The organism is Streptococcus infantis, assembly GCF_000963255.1.
GTDB lineage: Bacteria > Bacillota > Bacilli > Lactobacillales > Streptococcaceae > Streptococcus > Streptococcus nidrosiense.
Map to the genome: position 1 here is coordinate 65,385 of NZ_JYOV01000014.1, position 22,297 is coordinate 87,681.

The following is a 22,297-nucleotide window of genomic DNA, read 5'->3' on the forward strand; positions in this document are numbered from 1 at the left end:
GAACCATTCTTGGTTCCTTTTTTAAAACAAAAACTCGGTTAGCGAAATCTAACCGAGTTTTCTATATCTCAAAATTATGAATTTGGATCGTCAAGACTACGACCATGCAAGCCTTTTTCACGTTGTACCTGACGAAGTTTTTCAGGAGTCACATCATTTCCATCTTCATCTACGATTTTGATTCCTTCAATGTGATGACGAATAGAACGACGATAGCCTTCGATATATTCCTCACGAAGTTTAGCTTGTTCTACTTTTTCTTCTGCAGTCAAGCCTTCAGTTTTTTTCTTTTTCGCAAGCTCATTAATACGAGCGATTTTTTCTGGTGTCATATTTGAACCTCCAATCTACTTTTTAATTTCTATTTTGTATTAAGAAGATTAAAAGCAGCGACAGTTTTTGCTTTATTCACAAGTTCAGTTAGAATAGCTAGGCGATTATTCTTAACATCAACATCCTCTGCCATAACCATTGTATTGTCAAAGAATGCATCAATAACAGGACTAAGAGCAAATAACTGCGTTAATTTATCACTAGCTGAACCTTTCAATTCTAGATTTTCTACTGCTTGAGCTAGTTCTTTTTCCTGTTCATTTTCAAAGAGACTAGTATCAACTTTGACTGAACCTTCTGCTTTTTCCGCTAGGTTAAAGGCACGAGATAAGGATTCAACAGCTGGTTTGTAGTCACTATTTAGAGATGCTTCTTTCAGTGCTTCTGCTGCTTCAATCATATCTGCAACAACAAAGTTTGAGCTTGCTAGAACAGCTTCCTTAATATCTTTTGCAGTAGAACCCATCATCTTATCAACACGAGCTTTGATGAAGTTAAGTACTTCTTCTTGATTATCGTAAGTTAGGCTATCAAATGATAAAGCATAAAGGCTAGCAATCAATTCGTCCATTGGAATATTCCAGCCAAAGTCTTCCAAGATACGGACAATCCCTTGTGTTGCACGACGAAGAGCATAAGGGTCATTTGAACCAGATGGAATCAAACCAACAGAGAAGAAGGACAAGAGAGTATCCAATTTATCAGCTAGTGCAAGGATAGCTCCGACTTTAGACTCAGGAAGAGCACCATCTGCAGAATCTGGAAGGTAGTGTTCACGAATAGCTTGTGCTACTGCTGCATTTTCACCAGCGAGAAGGGCATATTTCTCACCCATGATCCCTTGAAGCTCATCAAATTCACCAACCATACCAGTCAAGAGGTCAAACTTATAAATGGCTGCAGCACGAGCAAGGTCAACAGTTTCATCAACTGATAAACCTGCTTTTTCTGCCAAAAGGATAGCAATTTGCCCTGTACGAATCATGTGCTCACGAAGTGAACCAATCTTTTCATGGAAGGTTACGTGTGATAATTTAGCTACAAGATCTTCAATCTTGAGTTTTTGGTCTTCGCGCCAGAAGAATTCACCATCTTCCAGACGTGCCACCAAGACTTTCTCATTTCCTCGGATGACATTATCCAGATACTCTGCATTTCCGTTACGAACAGAAATAAAGTTTGGTTTTAGATTTCCGTCAAGGTCACGTACTACAAAGTAGCGTTGGTGAGTTTCCATTGAAGTGACCAAGACTTCTTCTGGAACCTCTAGGTACTTAGGATCAAAATTCCCCATAAAGGCAGTTGGATATTCAACCAAATTCAGAACTTCATTCAAGAGTCCTTCATCAATTTGTACCTGAACACCTTCTGCAGCTTCGATAGCCTTAATTTGCTCACGAATCATATTTTCGCGTTCAATGCTATCTGCAATAACATAAACTTTGCGCAGGTCTTCTTCATAGCTGTCAGCATGCTGAATTTCTACTTCGTGACCAAGGAAACGATGTCCACGGCTAACTCTTCCTGAATGAATATCTAAGAAATCCATATCGAGTGCCACATCATCCAAAAGAACTGTCAACGTATGGACTGGACGGATATATTCAAAGGTATTGTTTGCCCAGTGCATACTTACCGGGAAGCTTAAGCTAGCCAATACTTCTGGAATTCCAGCCAAAACTTCCTCAGCTGGTTTTCCAGCTTCATGCTTAGTTACGTAGACATATTCTTCACCTTTGATTTCACGGAATTCAATATCATCTACAGTCAATCCTTTACCACGGACAAACCCTTGCGCTGCTTTAGAGAAATTTCCTTCTGCATCCAAAGCAATTTTTTTAGAAGGTCCTTTAAAATCTTCAGTCAAATCCGTTTGTTGGTCTGCCAAGCCAAGTACGCGAACAGCCAAACGACGTGGAGTTGAAAAAGTTTGAATTCCTTCGTATGAAAGGCGGTTATTATCCAAAAAGGCTGCCATTTTTTCACCTAGTTGTTTTTCACTCGGTGTAACAACGTAGGCTGGTAACTCTTCAAGTCCTAGTTCTACTAATAAGTTTTTTGCCATGTTTTTTCCTTTACAAAATTTCTTCTTTTTGATAGGCACCTTAGGTACTGGGGACGTTGCTAACTAACTTTGTGAGTCTATGGGGAAATCTTCTGTCTTCTTGACAAAGATTTCCAACAGTCTCATCAAAGTGGATTTAGCCAACTGATTTTTGAACCTAAAGTTTCAAAAATCCCCAGATAGCAGTACAGCGGTGCCTATCCCTTTAGCAAGTCTTCGACTTGCCTCTGGGTGCCATACGGGCTCACTTTGTTCGCCCTTTTTCTATTCTTGTAACTTTTTTATTCTTCCTCTTCTGCTAGGAGTTTGGCGCGTGTTGCCTCGTCGAGAAGTGGGTAGCCAAGTTTCTTACGTTCTGCGACGAAGGTTTTGGCTACGACACGGGCTAAGTTACGAATACGAGCGATATAACCAGCACGTTCTGTTACGGATACTGCTCCACGAGCATCAAGCAAGTTGAAAGTGTGTGAACATTTCAAAACGTAGTCATAGGCAGGGTGAACTAGGCCCAATTCCAAAGCACGTCCTGCTTCTTTTTCAAACTTTTCAAAGTTTTCAAGAAGCATATCTTGGTCAGAAACTTCAAAGCTGTATTTTGAATGCTCGTATTCTGGTTGAAGGAAGATTTCTCCATATTTAACACCTGGAGCCCACTCAATATCGTAAACAGAATCTACTTCTTGGATGTAAGAAGCTAAACGCTCTAAACCATAAGTAACTTCAGCGGTAACAGGTCCAGTTGCCAAACCACCGACTTGTTGGAAGTAAGTAAATTGAGTGATTTCCATACCATCAAGCCAAACTTCCCAACCAAGACCTGCTGATCCAGTTGATGGGTTTTCCCAATTATCTTCAACGAAACGAATATCGTGTTCCAAAGGATTGATTCCCAATTTTTCCAATGACTCAAGGTAGAGCTCTTGGATGTTTGAAGGTGATGGTTTCATGACCACTTGGAATTGATGGTGTTGGTAAAGACGGTTTGGATTTTCCCCGTAACGACCGTCTGCTGGACGACGTGATGGCTCTACATAAGCCGCATTCCATGGCTCAGGACCAATAGCACGAAGGAAAGTATAAGGGCTCATAGTTCCCGCACCCTTTTCATTATCATAAGCCTGCATGAGCATACAACCCTGATCATTCCAGTATTGTTGCAAAGTCAAGATAATCTCTTGGAAGGTTAGTTTTTTAGACATTATTAACTCCTTTTTCTATAATTTCTTGCGACCTAGAATACAAAAAGAACCGTGTCTTTGCTCCTAAGTCAAGTGACCTAGGGGCGTCAGAAACGCGGTTCCACCCTAATTTATTACTTCATTATTTTTTAAAATTTACCAAAAGCGCCACACTCATCTCTCAATCACCTGACTCTCACTACCACAGGCTCGCTTGGGATTTACTGATAAGATATTCTTTCTTGTCGTCTATTATAACAAAAAGGAATGAAAAAGTAAAATTATTTTATCACTAATCCTATATATTTCTCAGTCAAATTAATTTAACTGCCCTTTTTTGCCCCTTCTCGAACAAAAAGAAAAACCGCTAATCCTAAGACTAGCGGTTTAATCATGTTTTTAAGCTACGAATGTAGTTTCTCTATTATTTAAGAGTAACTGAAGCTCCAGCTTCTTCCAATTTAGCTTTGATTTCTTCAGCTTCTGCAGCTGCAACGCCTTCTTTGATGACACCTGGTGCACCATCAACAAGTTCTTTAGCTTCTTTAAGACCAAGACCTGTGATTTCACGCACAACTTTGATAACGCCGACTTTCTTGTCGCCAGCAGCTGTCAATTCAACGTCAAATGAATCTTTAGCAGCTTCTTCAGCACCACCAGCAGCAGCTACAGCTACAGGAGCAGCTGCAGTTACACCAAATTCTTCTTCGATAGCTTTTACAAGGTCGTTCAATTCAAGGATTGAAGCTTCTTTAATTTCAGCAATAATGTTTTCAATGTTCAATGCCATTGTTATTTCCTCCAAATAAGTTTATATTTTATGTTTATATTTTTGTAGCTAGGCTACGCTGCGTAGCTTAAGATTAAGCTGCGTCTTCTTTGTTGTCTGCAACCGCTTTGACTGCAAGAGCAACGTTGCGCACTGGCGCTTGAAGTACAGAAAGGAGCATAGAAAGAAGTCCTTCGCGGTTTGGAAGAGTTGCAAGAGCAACGATTTCTTCTTTTGATGCGACAGCGCCTTCGATTGCACCACCTTTGATTTCAAGTGCATCAGCGTTTTTAGCAAAGTCGTTCAAGATTTTCGCTGGAGCGATAACATCTTCGTTAGAAAATGCTACAGCAGATGGTCCAACAAATACAGATGCAAGTTCTGCAAGGCCAGCTTTTTCAGCTGCACGACGTAAGATTGAGTTTTTAATAACTTTATACTCAACTTCGCTTCCACGAAGCTCACGACGAAGAACTGTATCTTGTTCAACTGTCAAACCACGAGCGTCAACAACGACGATTGATGCAGCAGCTTTCATTTTTTCAGCTACTACGTCAACTAGTTCCGCTTTTTTAGCAATAATTGCTTCACTCATTAGTGTGTTCACCTCCGTAATTATTTTGCTTGGGGAATTTTTCCAAAAGAAAAACGCGCCCAAACCTAGACACGAAAGTACAATACGCTTCTTTTTACATGATACGTTTTGTCCTCGGTAGGATACTTATGAGTCGAGCTCCCCTACTGTCTTAGGCAGTTTTTTCAAACCGTTATTAAGTATAACATACTACTTTGATTAGTGCAAGAGTTTTTTTCTTATTTTTTAAAAAATTTATTTATTTTTTAACCTTATTTCAAGATAATCTCATCAAAAATCAATTTTAGTTCTTGACTTGTTTGATTTTTTATTGTACTATACAACTGTATATACAGATAAAAAGGAGTTATTATGAATACACAAAAGAAAACACAATTCATGACCTTAACCGCATTGCTAACAGCTATCGCTATTTTGATTCCTTTGGTGATGCCCTTTAAAATTGTCATTCCTCCCGCTTCCTACACTTTAGGAAGTCACGTTGCTATTTTTATCGCCATGTTTCTCTCGCCATGGATGGCTATCTTTGTTATTATAGCTTCTAGTTTAGGATTTCTCATGGCTGGGTATCCGATTGTCATTGTACTTCGCGCCTTTTCCCACATATTCTTTGGAAGTCTGGGTGCTTTCTATCTTCAAAAACATCCTCAAACCTTGGACAATAAGAAATCTTCATTGATTTTTAACTTTGTACTTGGTTTGGTTCATGCTATTGCTGAAGTTTTGGCTTGTATGATCTTTTATGCTAGTACTGGAACTGACTTAAAAAATATGTTCTATGTCTTGTTTGTATTAGTTGGATTTGGTACTATTATCCATAGTATGGTAGACTATTACTTAGCCTTGGCTGTTTATAAAGCATTGAGAAAACGCCGTTAAGCGTTAAGAGAGAAGAATATGACAAAAAATCGAAAAGAAGCCCTTCTACAACTCTTAGAAAAAGCTCAAAAACCTCTAAACGGAAAAAGCTTAGCAGAACATTTTCATGTCACTCGCCAGATTATCGTTCAGGACATTGCAGTTCTTCGTGCAGACGGTGCTCCGATCTTATCAACCAATCGTGGCTATATCTATAAAGAGAATAAAACCAATCCTTATGTTCACAGACTGTTTAAAGTTAAGCACGAGATGGAAGAAATAGGTCAAGAACTTCTAGCTATCGTCGATAATGGGGGACGTGTTCAAAATACCTTGATTGATCATCCTGTCTACGGAGAAATTGAAACCTTGCTCAAACTCTCTTGTCGTCGTGACGTTCAGCATTTTTTAGAGCAAGTCGAAAGGTCTGACTTTAGACCACTTTCTGAATTAACAGATGGCGTCCATTATCACCTAGTCGAAGCTGAAAATGAACAAGACCTCCTCTATATCGAGAAGGCCTTGGATAAGTTAGGTTATTTAGTAAAGGATTAGAAGGTTTTCTTTTCCCATCCATCTTCTGTACGGTGACGGTAAAAAAATTCTGATTTATCAGGAGCTTCCATCATCTCCATCAAAGGTAACATATCATAGGCCAGATCCAAATTTGGAATCTGGTCTTTTTGTACCCAGGACACTTCTCCTTCATCCGAAGAACGAAGCCTTCCAGAAAACTCAGTCGCCTTATAACAAAAGACAATATAGCGTTCACCCGAATCTAAAGGCCAATTTTTAATGCCGACAAGTTGAGGATTTTGAATCGTCAGACCTGTTTCCTCGTAAATTTCACGAATAACAGATTCAGCGAATGCTTCTCCATTTTCAACATGACCTCCTGGAAAGGCATAGCCAGACCAGCGGTTGGTTTCAGGCGATCGATACTGCATAACCACGCGCTGATTTTCAAGGTCTTCTATTAGACAAATATTAGTTAGAATGGTTAATTGTGCTCGAGACATACATAGACTCACTTTCTAATGTTTAATTTTTTTCTACATACTTAACTTTAGACTTCATAATCAAAGGATTAACTAAGTCATGATATTCATGAATTTCATGGAGTAAGAATCCTCTGATGATTCTTATTTCATTTTTTTCCCTAATCACATAGTAGTCTAAATTGATAGGCATAGATGAATCTGGAACCGTGGAGAAAAATAAAAATATCATAAACCAGATTATGAGAGCAACGAATCCACTGAGAGCTTGAAAAATCAGATGATGCCATTGAAAGATTCTAGATTTATAAAAGATAGTCCACGGATGGATAAATAGGGTTAAACAAAGACCAAAGAACCAGAAATTCCACAAGACCGGTGTAAAGGCTAAACCAAAAAGCCCTAAGATAAAATGAAGCAGTACAAATACCAGGCACAAAAGATAAATAAACCTAAATACAGTTAGATGTTTCATCATGATTGACTCCTTTTCTTTTCAATATATTTCATTACTAGAGTTATAATAGATGCCAAACTGAAAAAGATCAGATAAGTTGCAATAGGAAACCAGATGTAGCGGTGATCTAGGGATAAGAGGGGAGGTAAAATTCCTTTACTATTTTTCCCGCCAATACCAATAAAGAGATGAACTATTAAACCAATACTATTAAGATAGATAAATAAATCTGCATATCTTTTTATTGTCATCCTTGTCTTAGACAAGTCTAGGAACCAATAGTCAAATAATCGATACACCAGACAAAAAAGATTTATATATATTGGAAAACTATAGTTGATATCTCGGTATGGAGACGGAATAGGAAGAAGTTTAAAAACAAGGGTAACACCTAGTCCTATTCCTAAGATGAGAGCAAGGATCAGGAAAAAACCTATAATTTTATGAGAATCTAGCCAAAGCTGAAAACTTTCTTTTCTTGGGTGATTCTTTTTTGTATTTGACTTTCTTTTGTTACTTTGATTTGATTGTATTTTTCCCATTTTCTTCTTTTCTCTTTTTCTTTTCAATATACTTGGAAATTATAATTGTCACAATAGGCACTAGAAAGAAAATGAAATAAGTAAGAGTGGAAACCAGATGTAGCGATAGTCTAATGCCCATATCGGAAGTAATCTTGTTCCTCTTTTAGAGGTCATCCCAATCGTTAACTGGAATACACAAGCAATTCCGTTAGGATATAAAAACACTTCTGCAAAATTTCGCAAGGAAATCCAGTCTTTCCTAAAGGTACGAAGAAAAGAATGATAAGATGCATTCACCAATACAAAAAGATTTAAAAAAGTGGAAAACTATAATGCAGTTCCCGATAGGGACTTGAAATAAGGGTTGTTCCGTACAATAGATATAATATTCCTAGAGCAGAAAAGAACAGAACGCTTGCATCAAGGATCCAGGCAATTGTTGAATGTTGCACAAACCACAGATTCATGCGGTCTAGTAGACCAATCTTTCGCTTTGATTTCTGGTGTTTTTTTAATGTTTTCTGTCTCTTACTTTTTTGTTTCATGATAGTTTTTTAACTTCTTCTGCTACTTTTTGGAGATGCTTTTCACGCATACTTGTTGTATTCACATCCCGTCCAACTTCACCTAGTACGCACACGCGCTTAGTTTTAATTCCACAGTGATTCAAGACCGCATTTTTCAAAACAGAGATGCCATAGCTATCTGGAATGTTGATAGGACCCGAAAAGATTTTATACCACCAAGTGGGCGCCATGGAGGTTGCGTAAATACTGGCTGTTTTCCCTTTTAATAACTTTTTAAACTGCTTGCCTCTTAGATAATTCCAGATAAAACTTCCCTGGTCATTGGCAGAGTAGGCAATCCCAGGTGTGAAGACACGATCAATCCAGCCTTTCATGAGGCTAGGCATACTACTCCACCAGATAGGATAAATAAAGATGAAATGATCTGCCCATTGGATTAATTGCTGAGAATGAAGGATAAAAGAATCTTCTTCCATACGTTTTCGATAACCATAACGTAAAACAGGATCAAAATCTTCTTCATTAAGACTGATGACTTCAAGTTCATGGTGACTTAAATCAATATTATCTACAATGGTTTGAAAAATGGCTTGACAGTAACTTTCCTTATCCGGGTGTCCATTGATGACTAGAATTTTCATTCGTCTACTCCTTCATCTCTTTGTTTCATTCTATCTATTTCACATTTTATACTTGATTAGTTAATAATGGTTCAAAGATTGATAGATACGTCCTTTAGGAATTTTTATTTGAAGAACACATCATCCTCAATTCCTTAACAGGTTTTCCAAGGTCAAGTATTTTTTCTTGGCCATCAAAAGTAAAACCCATTTTTTGATAGAAAGCAATGGCTCGCTTATTATCTTTCAATACCCATAAATAAACTTCAGAGAAATGATCGAGAGCAACAAATGCAGCATGCATTAACTGTTCACTCACACCTTTTCCATAGTAATCTTTTAAAACATATAAGGCAATGACTTCACCAGCTTGAATAGTCTCATCACGAAAATTTCCATAGCTGATAAATCCAACGACCTGCTTTCCATCCATAGCAATCAAGGTATTTTCTGGATATTTTTGACTAAAGAATCGACATCTTTCTAATGTCATCGTCTCCTGAAATTCCGCGGGTAAAAGATCGTCATAAGCCTCTCTCCACGTTTGCCAGTGAACGAGGGACTTACCTTCTATCTCTTCAGGAGTTTCCATTGTTTTAATGATAATCTTCATTCGCTTTATCCCATCTAATCCAAAGCCTTGACTTCCAACATCATGTCACGGATTTGAGCAGCTAACTCGAAATCAAGCACTTCGACGGCTTCTTGCATTTGTTTTTCCAGTTTCTTGACTAGTTCTTTGCGTTCTTGTTTATTGAGGCTATTGATATCAACTTCCTTGTCCTCTTCTTTAGCCACAGTTTTTGTGACAGAGATAAGGTCACGGATTTCCTTCTTAATAGTTTGTGGGACAATGCCGTGTTCTTCATTATAAGCCATCTGGATTTTACGACGGCGAGCTGTTTCATCAATGGCTTTTTGCATAGATTGAGTCATAGTATCAGCATACATAATAACATGACCTTCACTATTACGGGCAGCACGACCGATGGTTTGGATCAGGCCACGTTCATTACGGAGGAAACCTTCCTTGTCAGCATCAAGAATGGCAACCAAACTTACCTCTGGTACGTCAATCCCTTCGCGAAGGAGGTTGATTCCAACCAAGACATCAAAGACTCCTAATCGTAAATCTCTAATAATCTCTGTCCGCTCTAAAGTCTTGATATCCGAGTGCATGTACTTGACTTTGATGCCCATTTCTTTGAAATAGTCAGTCAAGTCTTCTGCCATTTTCTTGGTCAAAGTAGTAATAAAGGTACGTTCATTCTTTTCAACACGGGCATTGATTTCACCCAAAAGATCATCAATCTGTCCCATTGTTGGGCGAACTTCCACTTCTGGGTCCAAAAGACCAGTGGGACGGATAATCTGCTCAATCACGGTGTCCGTTTGTTCCATCTCGTAATCACCTGGCGTCGCTGAAACATAGACAATCTGGTGGACATGACTTTCAAACTCTTCACGACGAAGGGGACGGTTGTCCAAAGCAGACGGCAAACGGAACCCGTAGTTAACCAACATTTCCTTACGTGAACGGTCACCATTATACATTCCTTTGATTTGCCCCATGGTCATATGGCTCTCGTCAATCATAATCAGAAAATCATCAGGGAAAAAGTCAAGAAGGGTGTACGGAGGCTCCCCTTCGCTTCGTCCATCCATGTGACGTGAGTAGTTTTCGACACCATTGGTATAACCCATCTCACGTAGCATCTCAATATCGTACTCTGTCCGTTGTTTCAAGCGTTGCGCTTCGAGGAGTTTACCTTCTTTTTCAAAGATAGCTAACTGCTCCTCCAATTCAGCCTGAATCTTAGCAATAGCTACTTCCATGTGGTCATCATTGGTCACAAAGTGAGTCGCTGGGAAAATCGCTAAATGATCCACTTCACCAAGAACCTGACCGGTCAAAGCTTCAACTTCACGGATACGATCAATTTCGTCTCCGAAAAATTCTACTCGAAAAGCATGTTCATCTCGGGAAGCTGGAAAAATCTCTACCACATCCCCACGCACACGAAATCTTCCGCGTTGGAAATCAATATCATTGCGTTCAAACTGGATATCCACCAAGTCATTAAGAAGTTTATCACGGGAAATTTCAAGACCTGGACGCAGACTCACGACACTATCAGCGTATTCCTTGGGCGAACCCAGACCGTAAATACAAGAGACGGAAGCTACGACAATAACATCATTACGCTCCAGAAGGGCTGAAGTCGCAGAGTGGCGAAGCTTGTCAATCTCATCATTAACAGAACTATCTTTTTCTATATAGGTATCGCTCGATGGAACATAAGCTTCAGGCTGGTAATAGTCATAGTAAGATACAAAATACTCGACTGCATTCTCTGGGAAAAATTCCTTAAATTCTCCATAGAGCTGACCTGCAAGAGTTTTGTTATGGGCGATGACCAAGGTTGGTTTATTGACTTGAGCAATCACTTGACTCATGGTATAGGTCTTCCCTGTACCAGTCGCCCCCATCAGGATTTGGGCCTTTTCTCCACCTTCGATATTATCCACCAACTGCTCGATAGCTTGAGGTTGATCTCCTGATGGTTGGTATTTGGATACCAGTTTAAATTTGTTGTCTGTAATTCGATTTATCATAAAAGCCTCATACACATATTCTATCCTTCTATTTTACCATAAAAAAGTAAGACTTACTGCTTCTCAACTTTTGAACAGCCCTAAAACGATGTCACATCTTCTTACATCAAAACACTAAATATTTGCCAACTTTTTTATTTTCTGCTATAATGGGTAAATATTCTAAAAAGGAGACTAAACATGAAGAAAAAAATCCTTGCATTTTTATTATTTTTATTTCCCTTATTCTCTTTAGGCTATGTTAATGCGGACACTATCAAGATTGTTAGTGATACTGCTTATGCACCCTTTGAGTTTAAAGATACAGACCAGACTTATAAAGGAATTGATGTCGACATCATCAATAAAGTCGCTAAGATAAAAGGATGGAATATCCAAATGTCTTATCCAGGATTTGATGCTGCTGTCAATGCGGTCCAAGCAGGGCAAGCAGATGCAATCATGGCTGGTATGACAAAAACCAAAGAACGTGAAAACGTCTTTACCATGTCTGATACATACTATGATACAAAAGTTGTCATCGCAACGACTAAGTCTAACAAAATCACTAAGTATGAAGAACTCAGTGGTAAAACTGTTGGTGTTAAAAACGGTACTGCCGCACAACGTTTCCTAGAAAGTATCAAAGATAAATATGGTTTCACTATCAAAACCTTTGATACTGGTGATTTGATGAATAACAGTCTCAGTACAGGTGCTGTAAATGCCATCATGGATGACAAACCAGTTATCGAGTACGCTATTAACCAAGGGCAAGATCTCAGTATCAACATGGACGGAGAAGCCGTTGGAAGCTTTGCTTTTGGAGTTAAAAAAGATAGCAAGTACGAATACCTAGTTACAGAATTTAACGAAGCTTTAGCACAGATGAAAAAAGATGGTAGCTTGGACAAAATTATCAATAAATGGACAAGTTCTTCTAAAACTAGTTCACAAGTAACTTCTCTCACTTCTACTACAAGCGCAGGTCAAAAAGCTACTCCAGTCAAATCAAAATACGTTATCGCAAGTGATTCTTCATTTGCACCATTCGTTTTCCAAAACTCAAGCAACCAGTACACTGGTATTGATATGGACTTAATCAAAGCTATTGCCGAAGACCAAGGTTTTGAAATTGAAATCACCAACCCAGGTTTTGACGCTGCTATTAACGCAGTTCAATCTGGTCAAGCTGATGGTATGATTGCTGGTATGTCTGTTACAGACGCTCGTAAAGAAACCTTTGATTTCTCTGATTCTTACTATACAGCTAATACTATTCTTGGAGTTAAGGAATCAAGTACCATTTCTTCTTATGAAGATTTGAATGGTAAAACCGTTGGTGTAAAAAACGGTACTGCTTCTCAAACCTTCCTAACTGAAAATCAAAGCAAATATGGTTATAAAATTAAAACCTTTGCAGACGGTTCATCTATGTATGACAGCTTGAACACAGGTTCAATTGACGCTGTGATGGATGACGAACCAGTTCTTAAATACTCTATCAGCCAAGGTCAAAAATTAAAAACACCAATCGAAGGTACTCCAATCGGTGAAACTGCTTTTGCAGTCAAAAAGGGAAGCAATCCTGAATTGATTGAAATGTTCAACAACGGTCTTGCAAATCTTAAAGCAAGCGGTGAGTTCCAAAAGATTCTTGATAAATACCTTGCAACTGATTCAACAAGTGAATCATCAACTGTTGACGAAACTACTATCTTGGGCTTGTTGAAAAATAACTACAAACAACTTCTAAGTGGACTTGGAATTACCCTTTCTCTAGCTTTGATTTCCTTTGCAATTGCGATTGTTATCGGAATTATCTTTGGTATGTTTAGCGTTAGTCCTTATAAATCACTTCGTCTTATTTCAGAAATCTTTGTCGATGTGATTCGTGGTATTCCATTGATGATTCTTGCTGCCTTTATCTTCTGGGGAGTTCCTAACTTTATTGAATCTCTTACAGGCCAACAGAGTCCAATCAATGACTTTGTCGCTGGTACAATCGCCCTCTCCCTAAACTCAGCCGCTTATATCGCTGAAATTGTACGTGGTGGTATTAAGGCTGTTCCTATCGGACAAATGGAAGCTAGTCGAAGCCTTGGTATCTCTTACAGTAAAACCATGCGTAAGATTGTCTTGCCACAAGCAACCAAACTTATGCTTCCAAACTTCGTCAACCAATTTGTCATCGCTTTGAAAGATACAACTATCGTATCTGCAATCGGTTTGGTCGAACTCTTCCAGACTGGTAAGATTATCATTGCTCGTAACTACCAAAGTTTCAAAATGTATGCAATTCTCGCAGTCTTCTATCTTGTGATTATCACTCTTCTTACTAGACTTGCAAAACGCTTAGAAAAGAGGATTCAATAATGGCTAAATTAAAAATCGATGTCGATAATTTACATAAACAATATGGTAAAAACAAAGTCCTTAAAGGGATTTCAGCAAAATTCTATGAAGGAGATGTTGTTTGTATCATTGGACCTTCTGGTTCAGGTAAATCAACTTTCTTGCGTAGCTTGAATCTCCTTGAGGAAGGTACAAAAGGTCATATCACAGTTAATGGTTATGACTTGACGGATAAAGCAACCAACGTGGACCACGTTCGTGAAAATATCGGAATGGTGTTCCAGCACTTCAATCTTTTCCCACACATGACGGTATTGGAAAATATCACTTTCGCACCAGTAGAGCATAAGTTGATGACTAAGGCCGAAGCTGAAAAATTGGGAATGGAACTCCTTGAAAAAGTTGGATTGGCTGATAAGGCTAATGCTAATCCTGAAAGCCTATCAGGTGGTCAAAAACAGCGTGTGGCCATCGCTCGCGGCCTAGCCATGAACCCTGATATCATGCTCTTTGACGAACCAACTTCTGCCCTTGACCCTGAGATGGTCGGCGACGTTCTTAACGTTATGAAGGAATTGGCCGAACAAGGCATGACCATGATCATCGTAACCCACGAAATGGGATTCGCCCGCAAGGTTGCCAATCGAGTTATCTTTACTGCAGATGGTGAATTCCTTGAGGACGGTACACCTGACCAAATCTTTGATAACCCACAACATCCGCGTCTTAAAGAATTTTTAGACAAGGTTCTAAACACCTAGAAGAAGTTAGGCAAAAAGTCTTTATAATCAAAAAAACGCATTGTATCAGGTATTAAAAACTTGATATTATGCGTTTTATTGTGGAAAGATTTACTTCGGTTTCTCCTAATACTCAATGAAAATCAAAGAGCAAACTAGGAAGCTACCGCAGGTTGCTCAAAGCACTGCTTTGAGGTTGTAGATAGAATTGATGAAGTCAGCTCAAAGCACTGCTTTGAGGTTGTAGATAGAACTGATGAAGTCAGCTCAAAACACTGTTTTAAGGTTGTAGATGGAACTGATGAAGTCAGCTCAAAACACTGTTTTGAGGTTGTAAATAGAACTGACGAAGTCAGTAACATATATACGGTAAGGCGACGCTGACGTGGTTTGAAGAGATTTTCGAAGAGTATGAAATTAAGTTTATGCCCAGACTCTTAATATAGACGTATTGGATTTTTGGATTTTTTAGAAAATTATGATAAAATAAGGGATATGAAAAATGGGGATTCCTCATGCCTAGTTTAACTAGGAAACAAAATAGAAATTAGGTAGCTAGATGTCATCAAAAGTTATTGTTACAATTTTCGGTGCAAGTGGGGATTTGGCCAAACGTAAGCTCTACCCTTCACTTTTTAGACTTTATAAATCAGGTAATCTTTCTGATCATTTTGCTGTTATTGGAACTGCTCGTAGACCTTGGAGTAAGGAGTATTTCGAATCTGTCGTTGTCGAATCAATTCTGGACTTGGCAGACAGTGTGGAAGAAGCTCAAGCATTTGCGAGTCATTTTTACTATCAAAGTCACGATGTTAATGACACTGAGCACTACATCGAATTACGCAAACTTCAGGCTGAATTAAACGAAAAATATCAGACTGAGCACAACAAACTCTTCTTCCTCTCAATGGCACCTCAGTTCTTTGGTACCATCGCCAAACACCTCAAATCAGAGCAGATTGTTGATGGTAAAGGCTTTGAACGTTTGATCGTTGAGAAACCTTTTGGAACAGACTATGAGACTGCAAGCAAACTAAACGAAGAACTCCTAGCTACTTTTAACGAAGAGCAAATCTATCGTATCGACCACTATCTCGGTAAGGAAATGATTCAAAGTATTTTTGCCATTCGCTTTGCCAATATGATTTTTGAAAATGTTTGGAATCGTGAGCACATCGATAACGTACAGATTACCTTTGCAGAGCGTCTAGGTGTTGAAGAACGTGGTGGCTACTATGATGAATCTGGTGCCCTTCGAGACATGGTTCAAAACCACACACTTCAGCTTCTGTCACTCCTCGCCATGGACAAGCCAGCAAGCTTTACAAAGGATGACATTCGTGCAGAGAAAATCAAAGTCTTTAAAAATCTTTACCACCCTACAGATGAGGAACTCAAAGAACAATTCATCCGTGGTCAATATCGTTCTGGTAAAGTCGATGGCATGAAATACATCTCTTACCGTAGCGAACCAAATGTCAACCCTGAATCTATGACAGAAACCTTTGCTTCAGGTGCCTTCTTTGTAAATACTGATCGCTTCCGTGATGTACCTTTCTTCTTCCGTACAGGGAAACGCCTCACTGAAAAAGGAACACACGTGAACATTGTCTTCAAGCAAATGGATTCCATTTTCGGAGAGCCTCTAGCACCAAACGTGCTTACCATCTATATCCAACCAACTGAAGGATTCTCTCTCAGTCTTAACGGTAAAAAGGTCGGTGAAGAGTTTAGCCTTGCGCCAAATTCTCTTGACTATCGAACAGATGCAACTGCAACAGGTGCTTCGCCAGATCCATATGAAAAACTCATCTATGATGTTTTGAACAATAATTCAACTAACTTTAGCCACTGGGATGAAGTGAGTGCCTCATGGAAATTGATTGACCGTATTGAAAAGCTTTGGGCTGAAAACGGTGCTCCACTCCATGACTACAAGGCTGGTACTATGGGGCCTCAAGCTAGCTTTGAACTCCTTGAAAAATACGGTGCTGAGTGGACTTGGCAACCAGATATCGCCTATCGTAAAGATGGTCGCTTAGAATAGAAAAAATATCCTGCAAGAATTCTTGCAGGATTTTCTTTTATATCAAACCTTCTAGAAGGCCCTTCATAAAGTTTTCAGAGTTAAACTCACCGATATCATCGATTTTTTCACCAAATCCAATCAACTTAACAGGAATATTGAGTTCTTCACGGATAGCCAGAACAACACCACCTCGGGCAGTTCCATCAATCTTGGTTAAGACTATTCCTGTAACAGGCGTAATTTTTGAAAACTCTTTGGCTTGTACAAGAGCGTTTTGTCCTGTTGAGGCATCCAGAGCTAGGAAGGTTTCATGCGGAGCTTCTGGAACGACACGTTTGATGATACGACCAATCTTTTCCAACTCAGCCATTAAGTTTTCCTTGTTCTGTAAACGGCCAGCTGTATCAATCATGAGAATATCAACACCTTCTGCTACTGCTCGTTCCATCCCGTCAAAGACAACACTGGCTGGATCAGCTTTTTCTGGTCCTGTAACCACTGGAACATCCACACGACGTCCCCATTCAGCTAATTGGGCAACTGCACCAGCACGGAAGGTATCCGCAGCAACAAGCATGACCTTCTTGCCAGCTTGCTTGTAGCGATGAGCTAATTTACCGATAGAGGTTGTTTTCCCTACACCATTAACACCTACAAAGAGCATAACTGTCAAACCATCTTGGAAGTTAATGCTTTCATTGTATTGTCCATCTTTTTCGTAGAGCTCTACCAATTTTTCAATGATGACACGACGGAGGGCATCTGGTTTCTTGGCGTTTTCAAGCTTAGCTTCGTAACGTAGCTCTTCTGTTAAGTTTGATGCTACCTGTACACCAACGTCACTCATGATTAAGAGTTCTTCTAGTTCTTCGAAGAATTCTTCATCAACAGAGCGGAAGTTAGCAAAGAAGGCATTCAAACGAGCACCAAATCCCGTACGAGTTTTCTTGAGACTACGGTCATATTTTTCCTGTACAGTCTCTTGGACTTGAGAAGTTTCTTCGATTATTGGATCTTCATCCACTTCTTCAGAAGTATCTGACTCCATCTCGTCTGGTTGAACTTGATCAGCTTCTTCATCGTCGCTATCACTTGAAGGTACTTCTTCAACTGGTGACTCAGGTTCTTCTGCAACAAACTCTGCTACCTCTTGAACTCTTTCTTCAGTTTCTTCAACTTTTGTTGACTCTTCCTGACAACAATGGCATTCAGTTTCTTCTTCAAGCTGAATTTCTTCCTGAGGAGTTGCTTTTGGTTCAACTGTTTCTGTAGTAGTTTCTGCTAGTGGTTCTTCCGACTCACTAGCTTCTTTAGAATAAGTTTCCTCAACTTCTGAACTTTGGTCGATTTCTTCAGTATTTTTCACTTCAACTTCTTCAGTTTCAAGTGCTTCAACTTCGTCGCCAGGTTCTGTCAGATCCAAGTTTTCCAAAGCTTCTTTAACAACTTCTTCGATTTTTGGTTCTTCTTTTCTACCAAATAAACGGTCAAATAATCCCATACTTTAGTTCTCCTTCAGTACATATTTTTCAATGGCCCAGGCAACAGCTTCCTCGTCATTGGTCATAGGGGTGACTACATTTGCAACTTCCTTGACCTCAGGCACAGCATTTTGCATAGCAACACCTAGTCCTGCCCATTCTATCATAGAAAGGTCATTGGCCTCATCTCCACATGCCATCACCTGACTTTGGTCAATTCCTAGGTGGTCAATCAATTTAGCTAATCCAGTAGCCTTATGAACGATCTTTGGTGACCATTCCAAAAGCATGTCGCGAGATTTAAAAATTTCATAATTGTTGAACAAGTCTGATGAAATGTTAGCAATTGCTGCATCCAGCGGTTCTTGGGCAAAGGCTGTCACACATTTATTATAAGTCATTTGACTAGACAAATCTTCAAAGTCAATTGGAACGAAAGTCAGAGCAGGATTAAATTTAGCATACAGACTCTCTTGATCTGATTGGATTTGGTAAACGGTTCCTTCTGAAATAGCATCTAAAGGAATACCTAGTTTTTCAGTTTCCTCATAAATGCGTGTCACATCATCGATTGAAAAAACTGTTTTATCGAGAATTTCACCCGTATTTTTCTGAACCAATCCACCATTAAAGGTAATGGTATATTCATCATCATGACCGTCTGTCCCTAGCTCTTTGAGGAAGAAATCCATAGCCTTGAGGGGACGTCCAGTTGTCAGTACCACTTTGACTCCCTGATCACGCGCAGCCTTTAAAGTTGCCTTGGTACGATCAGTTAATTTCTTGTCTGTCGTCAGCAAGGTTCCATCTAAGTCCAAAGCAATTAATTTAATATCTGCCATTACAATTCCTCCATATAAGCAATAACTGATTGGTCCTTGTGGTGTCCAATAATTGTTTCAGCAAGTTCTAAAATCTCTGGACGAGCATTTTCAGGTGCCACTGGGTGCCCAACCACTTGCATCATGTGAAGATCATTTAGATTATCACCAAAGGCCATCACTTGATCCATATCCAGATTTAATTTCTTAGCCAATTCGACAATGGCGACTCCCTTGTCAACATGGTCTAAAACGATGTCAATGGATTCAAAGCCAGTCGTCATAGCCTTGACCCCAGGAACATGTTCATTGACCCAAGATTCTCCAGCGTCAACCGTTTCTTCAGTGAAGTTAGTTGTGAATTTGAAAATCTCATCGGTAATATCTTCAAGACTGGCTACTTTTTTGATATTTTCATTGTAATGATGGCTAAACATAAGATAGGTTTCATCTACTGTATCTAAGACATAGCAAGCCTCTTTACCAGTCAAGAGCATCTTCTTCTCATCAAAATAAGGTGAAGTCTTTAGCTTTTCAAATGTTGATAAGTAAAAATCACGAGGCATGGTTGCTTCATAGAGGTCCTCACCATGGAAACGAACGAGACTCCCATTTTCAGCAATGAAAATAATCTCATCTTTAACATCCGCAAAATGCTTTTCAAGTGACAAAAGCCCACGACCTGAGGCAACAGCAAAGTAGATTCCTTTTTCTTGATAAGAATGGAGCAACTTTTTCAGACGCTCCATATCAAATTGACCGGCACCATCCAAAAAAGTACCGTCCATATCCGTTGCTACTAATTTAATCATAAATTCTTCATACTCCAATTAATAAATCTACCTTCTATTATACCATAGAAAAAGTAAAAAAAGACGTGCTGAATTGACACATCCTTGTCTTCTATAAATCAATCCATATGCCATTTTTAAGGCCAGTCTGATTTGCTTACTTTCTTTTATATCCAACCTCTCAACACTTTTCTTCCAAAGCTCTTTACTGAAGTCTATTCTGAGAGTTAATCAGCTATTGCGTAAAAATCATCAATCTTTGACTGAGATACATTTGTCACAATCATAAATAGCATATAGTTCTTGACATATAATCTTGCATATGAAAAAATACTTGTTGGAGGTTGATAATATGACTGAAAAAATCAAAAACTGGGTTAATATTTGTGTTTTGAAAAATCAAGAAATTTTATTACTTAATAGACAGCACGATAATTTTCCTGGCTGGATTCCACCGGGGGGAAAAGTTGAATTTCCTGAAAGTTTTTTTGAAGCTGCATTACGGGAACTTAAGGAAGAGACTGGACTCACTGCATTAAATCTTGAATTAAAGGGAATTTCAGGCTTTACTAATTCAATTGGTAATGAGAGATTTGTCTTCTATGACTTTTTATGTACTCAGTTTGCTGGTGAACTAAGCACATCTGCTGAAGGTGAGCCAAAATGGTGGAATCTAAAAGATATTGATAAAATACCAATGCAAGATGAAATTAGAAAAAGGCTACCGCTTTATTTCAGAAAAGGAAGCTTTGAAAGCATTAACTATTGGGATGATAATAAGAAATGCATTAGTGAAAACAAAACAATTTTATTTGACTAATATCCTCTACAGTATAATCAAATGCAAAAGTCTTAATCCATTAGTAATTTTTGTATAATTCAATACTCAACACAATCTGTCTTAAATAACATATAGTGTAACGTTATACAAAACAAGAGTATCCAAATAAAAATCATCTACTCTAGCAATTTTTTCATTCTATCTATAGATAGCTAAAAAGCCTTGGAAACATTCCAAGGCTTTCTCTATATTCTATTGTATCAATTTCCTTATTCCGATTTCAGTTGTGACAAGTTAAATCATATATATTTCCATTTTCCAGTTAAGAATCTATCTTCTATTGGGCCAATTGTTATTAAAAATATAAGCCCTTTTCCACACTTTCCTGAATTAACTCTTCCGTCAGTTTCCATAATTCTTCTGATTCACTTTTTATGAACTTTTTCTTTTCTAATACCATGTCTGCACTGATATTATCAGGATTATAATTGAATTCTGACACTTCCAAGTGATTTATCAGCGGTACCAAGGCGTCGATAACTCTTGCATATCTTGCTTCAGAACTCTGCCCTTTTTCAAATTCCAACCACGAATTTTTCATTTGTAAATATTTTTCTTCTGGAAGGATACTCATTGTTTTTTCTAAAGATGCTAGTTCTCTGTCATGAGAATGAAGCTTTTTTTCATCATCAAACACCCAAGTATCTCCGGCATAAATCTCACCTAAATCATGAATCAATAACATAGAAGTGACTTTTTCCATATCCAATTTTTCAGGATAATAATCTTGAAGAACCATCGCAGCTATGGCACCCTGCCAAGAATGTTCAGCACTATTTTCAAATCTGCCATCAAGAGTTCTATTAAATCTTCTTACTGACTTTAACTTCTCTATTTCTTTAATAAAATCAACTGAATGTTTCAAATTACTCATTGCTATTCCTACCTTATTCGAAATTACAAATATAATAGCAAAAATTAATCTTTACATCATTAATTTCCCTTATTTGCAAAAAAATAACGCCTAATCCACATGAGATTAGACGCTGATAAAATAACTCTCGCTTATTCATCAATTCAAGGTTCTCTTATCCATATTTGGCAAAGAGAGCTTGAACTTAATAATACAAAGTCGAATCACAAAGCCAACTATCGAGAGAATGATAAAGGCAGTAATTCTTGGAAAGTGAAGGACAAATGCTAGCCAGTAATAAATAACTCCAATTACGAAAGATAGAAGGGCATAGATATCTTCTTTTAGAACACTTGGAACTTCATTTATAAGGAGATCTCGGATAATACCTCCACCGGCTCCTGTTAGACAAGCCAAAATCCCTGCAGACATTAGATTTAGCTTACTATCCACCAAGGCTGTCGCTCCAATCAAGGAGAAGATAATCAACCCAATGGAGTCAAAGATGAGATAGGCTTCTCTCAACCACTTATAGAACTTTTTATCATGACTGGCATTGGCCTGTTTTGAAGTCACAAAGACATACATGATAACAGCTACTAGGATAGAGACATAAATGGGGCTAGGATCTGCTAGAGAAGCTGGAAAGCGACTAATAATGGAATCTCTTAGGATTCCTCCGCCTACTGCAGTTACAATTGCCAATAAACTGATTCCAAAAATATCTAAACGTTTACCAAATCCTTTGATGGCTCCTGAAGCAGCAAAGGCTATAGTTCCAATATAATTACAGATCATTAGGAATAGATCAAAATCCATATAAGCTCCTCAAATTATTTTGTAACCCTTCCGACTTCTTGAAGGTCA

General features: G+C 38.5%; 22 protein-coding genes and 1 other annotated feature. Of the genes, 6 read left to right on the forward strand and 16 right to left on the reverse strand.

Going from position 1 to position 22,297, the window contains the following annotated elements:
• Window positions 1-74 precede the first annotated feature (74 nt).
• From TZ96_RS06050 to rplJ, 5 genes are all read right to left on the reverse strand, one after another.
• Window positions 75-332 (reverse strand): DUF896 family protein, encoded by a 258-nt coding sequence (locus tag TZ96_RS06050; protein ID WP_045763317.1) that lies wholly within the window; start codon window positions 330-332, stop codon window positions 75-77.
• 29 nt (window positions 333-361) lie between these two features.
• Window positions 362-2,398, reverse strand: coding sequence for a glycine--tRNA ligase subunit beta (glyS, locus tag TZ96_RS06055; protein ID WP_045763318.1), 2,037 nt, complete (start codon window positions 2,396-2,398; stop codon window positions 362-364).
• A gap of 281 nt (window positions 2,399-2,679) precedes the next feature.
• Window positions 2,680-3,597 carry a glycine--tRNA ligase subunit alpha gene (gene glyQ, locus TZ96_RS06060; RefSeq protein WP_000038760.1) on the reverse strand — a complete coding sequence of 306 codons (918 nt, stop codon included), beginning with the start codon at window positions 3,595-3,597 and terminating at the stop codon, window positions 2,680-2,682.
• Window positions 3,598-4,000: 403 nt separating this feature from the next.
• Entirely contained in the window at window positions 4,001-4,366 is a 366-nt protein-coding gene (rplL, locus tag TZ96_RS06065) for a 50S ribosomal protein L7/L12 (protein WP_001196968.1), read from the reverse strand.
• 73 nt (window positions 4,367-4,439) lie between these two features.
• Entirely contained in the window at window positions 4,440-4,940 is a 501-nt protein-coding gene (gene rplJ, locus TZ96_RS06070; RefSeq protein ID WP_001287269.1) for a 50S ribosomal protein L10, read from the reverse strand.
• A 38-nt stretch (window positions 4,941-4,978) separates the two neighbouring features.
• Window positions 4,979-5,114: a sequence feature (ribosomal protein L10 leader region), on the reverse strand.
• A gap of 177 nt (window positions 5,115-5,291) precedes the next feature.
• Between rplJ and TZ96_RS06075 the strand changes: the two genes are divergently transcribed.
• Together TZ96_RS06075 and TZ96_RS06080 are read left to right on the forward strand one after the other, a co-directional pair.
• Window positions 5,292-5,819, forward strand: a complete 528-nt coding sequence (locus TZ96_RS06075; RefSeq protein WP_001095969.1) for an ECF transporter S component — start codon at window positions 5,292-5,294, stop codon at window positions 5,817-5,819.
• Between the two features lie 18 nt (window positions 5,820-5,837).
• Window positions 5,838-6,353 carry a transcription repressor NadR gene (locus TZ96_RS06080; protein ID WP_045763319.1) on the forward strand — a complete coding sequence of 172 codons (516 nt, stop codon included), beginning with the start codon at window positions 5,838-5,840 and terminating at the stop codon, window positions 6,351-6,353.
• Here TZ96_RS06080 and TZ96_RS06085 read toward each other — a convergent pair.
• The 6 genes from TZ96_RS06085 to uvrB form a co-directional block, all read right to left on the reverse strand.
• A complete protein-coding gene (locus tag TZ96_RS06085; protein WP_045763320.1) occupies window positions 6,350-6,817 on the reverse strand; it encodes an 8-oxo-dGTP diphosphatase in 468 nt (155 codons plus the stop codon). The genes TZ96_RS06080 and TZ96_RS06085 overlap by 4 nt on opposite strands.
• A gap of 22 nt (window positions 6,818-6,839) precedes the next feature.
• On the reverse strand, window positions 6,840-7,274 hold the full coding sequence (locus TZ96_RS06090) for a hypothetical protein (protein ID WP_045763321.1): 435 nt from the start codon (window positions 7,272-7,274) through the stop codon (window positions 6,840-6,842).
• Entirely contained in the window at window positions 7,271-7,795 is a 525-nt protein-coding gene (locus tag TZ96_RS11000; protein WP_241768492.1) for a hypothetical protein, read from the reverse strand. The genes TZ96_RS06090 and TZ96_RS11000 overlap by 4 nt, the downstream gene beginning before the upstream one ends.
• Before the next feature lie 523 nt (window positions 7,796-8,318).
• Complete coding sequence (locus tag TZ96_RS06105) at window positions 8,319-8,945, reverse strand: NAD(P)H-dependent oxidoreductase (protein ID WP_045763323.1); 627 nt, start codon at window positions 8,943-8,945, stop codon at window positions 8,319-8,321.
• A gap of 94 nt (window positions 8,946-9,039) precedes the next feature.
• Window positions 9,040-9,537 carry a GNAT family N-acetyltransferase gene (locus TZ96_RS06110; protein ID WP_045763324.1) on the reverse strand — a complete coding sequence of 166 codons (498 nt, stop codon included), beginning with the start codon at window positions 9,535-9,537 and terminating at the stop codon, window positions 9,040-9,042.
• Window positions 9,538-9,551: 14 nt separating this feature from the next.
• Complete coding sequence (uvrB, locus tag TZ96_RS06115; protein ID WP_045763325.1) at window positions 9,552-11,540, reverse strand: excinuclease ABC subunit UvrB; 1,989 nt, start codon at window positions 11,538-11,540, stop codon at window positions 9,552-9,554.
• Between the two features lie 180 nt (window positions 11,541-11,720).
• Between uvrB and TZ96_RS06120 the strand changes: the two genes are divergently transcribed.
• From TZ96_RS06120 to zwf, 3 genes are all read left to right on the forward strand, one after another.
• Window positions 11,721-13,895 (forward strand): ABC transporter substrate-binding protein/permease, encoded by a 2,175-nt coding sequence (locus TZ96_RS06120; protein ID WP_045763326.1) that lies wholly within the window; start codon window positions 11,721-11,723, stop codon window positions 13,893-13,895.
• A complete protein-coding gene (locus TZ96_RS06125) occupies window positions 13,895-14,635 on the forward strand; it encodes an amino acid ABC transporter ATP-binding protein (protein WP_045763327.1) in 741 nt (246 codons plus the stop codon). The genes TZ96_RS06120 and TZ96_RS06125 overlap by 1 nt, the downstream gene beginning before the upstream one ends.
• Window positions 14,636-15,173: 538 nt before the next feature.
• Window positions 15,174-16,661, forward strand: coding sequence for a glucose-6-phosphate dehydrogenase (gene zwf / locus TZ96_RS06135; RefSeq protein ID WP_045763328.1), 1,488 nt, complete (start codon window positions 15,174-15,176; stop codon window positions 16,659-16,661).
• Between the two features lie 37 nt (window positions 16,662-16,698).
• On the opposite strand, the gene ftsY is transcribed toward zwf, so the two are convergent.
• Genes ftsY through TZ96_RS06150 form a run of 3 tightly spaced genes read right to left on the reverse strand, consistent with a single transcriptional unit; the run spans window position 16,699 to window position 19,757 of the window.
• Window positions 16,699-18,144 carry a signal recognition particle-docking protein FtsY gene (ftsY, locus tag TZ96_RS06140; RefSeq protein WP_045763329.1) on the reverse strand — a complete coding sequence of 482 codons (1,446 nt, stop codon included), beginning with the start codon at window positions 18,142-18,144 and terminating at the stop codon, window positions 16,699-16,701.
• 3 nt (window positions 18,145-18,147) lie between these two features.
• Complete coding sequence (locus TZ96_RS06145) at window positions 18,148-18,966, reverse strand: Cof-type HAD-IIB family hydrolase (protein ID WP_045763330.1); 819 nt, start codon at window positions 18,964-18,966, stop codon at window positions 18,148-18,150.
• Window positions 18,966-19,757, reverse strand: a complete 792-nt coding sequence (locus TZ96_RS06150) for a Cof-type HAD-IIB family hydrolase (protein ID WP_045763331.1) — start codon at window positions 19,755-19,757, stop codon at window positions 18,966-18,968. The genes TZ96_RS06145 and TZ96_RS06150 overlap by 1 nt, the downstream gene beginning before the upstream one ends.
• 331 nt (window positions 19,758-20,088) lie before the next feature.
• Between TZ96_RS06150 and TZ96_RS06155 the strand changes: the two genes are divergently transcribed.
• The gene (locus tag TZ96_RS06155; RefSeq protein WP_045763332.1) at window positions 20,089-20,556 is read left to right on the forward strand and encodes an 8-oxo-dGTP diphosphatase; all 468 of its coding nucleotides are present in this window, start codon (window positions 20,089-20,091) and stop codon (window positions 20,554-20,556) included.
• 316 nt (window positions 20,557-20,872) lie between these two features.
• Here TZ96_RS06155 and TZ96_RS06160 read toward each other — a convergent pair whose 3' ends face one another.
• Together TZ96_RS06160 and TZ96_RS06165 are read right to left on the reverse strand one after the other, a co-directional pair.
• Window positions 20,873-21,451 (reverse strand): HD domain-containing protein, encoded by a 579-nt coding sequence (locus tag TZ96_RS06160; protein ID WP_045763333.1) that lies wholly within the window; start codon window positions 21,449-21,451, stop codon window positions 20,873-20,875.
• Between the two features lie 138 nt (window positions 21,452-21,589).
• Window positions 21,590-22,249, reverse strand: a complete 660-nt coding sequence (locus tag TZ96_RS06165) for a trimeric intracellular cation channel family protein (RefSeq protein ID WP_000344917.1) — start codon at window positions 22,247-22,249, stop codon at window positions 21,590-21,592.
• Between the last annotated feature and the right edge of the window lie 48 nt (window positions 22,250-22,297).

Coding starts and splice junctions, on each gene's coding strand:
- TZ96_RS06050 (WP_045763317.1), bottom strand. CDS start 332: ATGACACCAGAAAAAATCGCTCGTATTAATGAGCTTGCGAAAAAGAAA.
- glyS (WP_045763318.1), bottom strand. CDS start 2,398: ATGGCAAAAAACTTATTAGTAGAACTAGGACTTGAAGAGTTACCAGCC.
- glyQ (WP_000038760.1), bottom strand. CDS start 3,597: ATGTCTAAAAAACTAACCTTCCAAGAGATTATCTTGACTTTGCAACAA.
- rplL (WP_001196968.1), bottom strand. CDS start 4,366: ATGGCATTGAACATTGAAAACATTATTGCTGAAATTAAAGAAGCTTCA.
- rplJ (WP_001287269.1), bottom strand. CDS start 4,940: ATGAGTGAAGCAATTATTGCTAAAAAAGCGGAACTAGTTGACGTAGTA.
- TZ96_RS06075 (WP_001095969.1), top strand. CDS start 5,292: ATGAATACACAAAAGAAAACACAATTCATGACCTTAACCGCATTGCTA.
- TZ96_RS06080 (WP_045763319.1), top strand. CDS start 5,838: ATGACAAAAAATCGAAAAGAAGCCCTTCTACAACTCTTAGAAAAAGCT.
- TZ96_RS06085 (WP_045763320.1), bottom strand. CDS start 6,817: ATGTCTCGAGCACAATTAACCATTCTAACTAATATTTGTCTAATAGAA.
- TZ96_RS06090 (WP_045763321.1), bottom strand. CDS start 7,274: ATGATGAAACATCTAACTGTATTTAGGTTTATTTATCTTTTGTGCCTG.
- TZ96_RS11000 (WP_241768492.1), bottom strand. CDS start 7,795: ATGGGAAAAATACAATCAAATCAAAGTAACAAAAGAAAGTCAAATACA.
- TZ96_RS06105 (WP_045763323.1), bottom strand. CDS start 8,945: ATGAAAATTCTAGTCATCAATGGACACCCGGATAAGGAAAGTTACTGT.
- TZ96_RS06110 (WP_045763324.1), bottom strand. CDS start 9,537: ATGAAGATTATCATTAAAACAATGGAAACTCCTGAAGAGATAGAAGGT.
- uvrB (WP_045763325.1), bottom strand. CDS start 11,540: ATGATAAATCGAATTACAGACAACAAATTTAAACTGGTATCCAAATAC.
- TZ96_RS06120 (WP_045763326.1), top strand. CDS start 11,721: ATGAAGAAAAAAATCCTTGCATTTTTATTATTTTTATTTCCCTTATTC.
- TZ96_RS06125 (WP_045763327.1), top strand. CDS start 13,895: ATGGCTAAATTAAAAATCGATGTCGATAATTTACATAAACAATATGGT.
- zwf (WP_045763328.1), top strand. CDS start 15,174: ATGTCATCAAAAGTTATTGTTACAATTTTCGGTGCAAGTGGGGATTTG.
- ftsY (WP_045763329.1), bottom strand. CDS start 18,144: ATGGGATTATTTGACCGTTTATTTGGTAGAAAAGAAGAACCAAAAATC.
- TZ96_RS06145 (WP_045763330.1), bottom strand. CDS start 18,966: ATGGCAGATATTAAATTAATTGCTTTGGACTTAGATGGAACCTTGCTG.
- TZ96_RS06150 (WP_045763331.1), bottom strand. CDS start 19,757: ATGATTAAATTAGTAGCAACGGATATGGACGGTACTTTTTTGGATGGT.
- TZ96_RS06155 (WP_045763332.1), top strand. CDS start 20,089: ATGACTGAAAAAATCAAAAACTGGGTTAATATTTGTGTTTTGAAAAAT.
- TZ96_RS06160 (WP_045763333.1), bottom strand. CDS start 21,451: ATGAGTAATTTGAAACATTCAGTTGATTTTATTAAAGAAATAGAGAAG.
- TZ96_RS06165 (WP_000344917.1), bottom strand. CDS start 22,249: ATGGATTTTGATCTATTCCTAATGATCTGTAATTATATTGGAACTATA.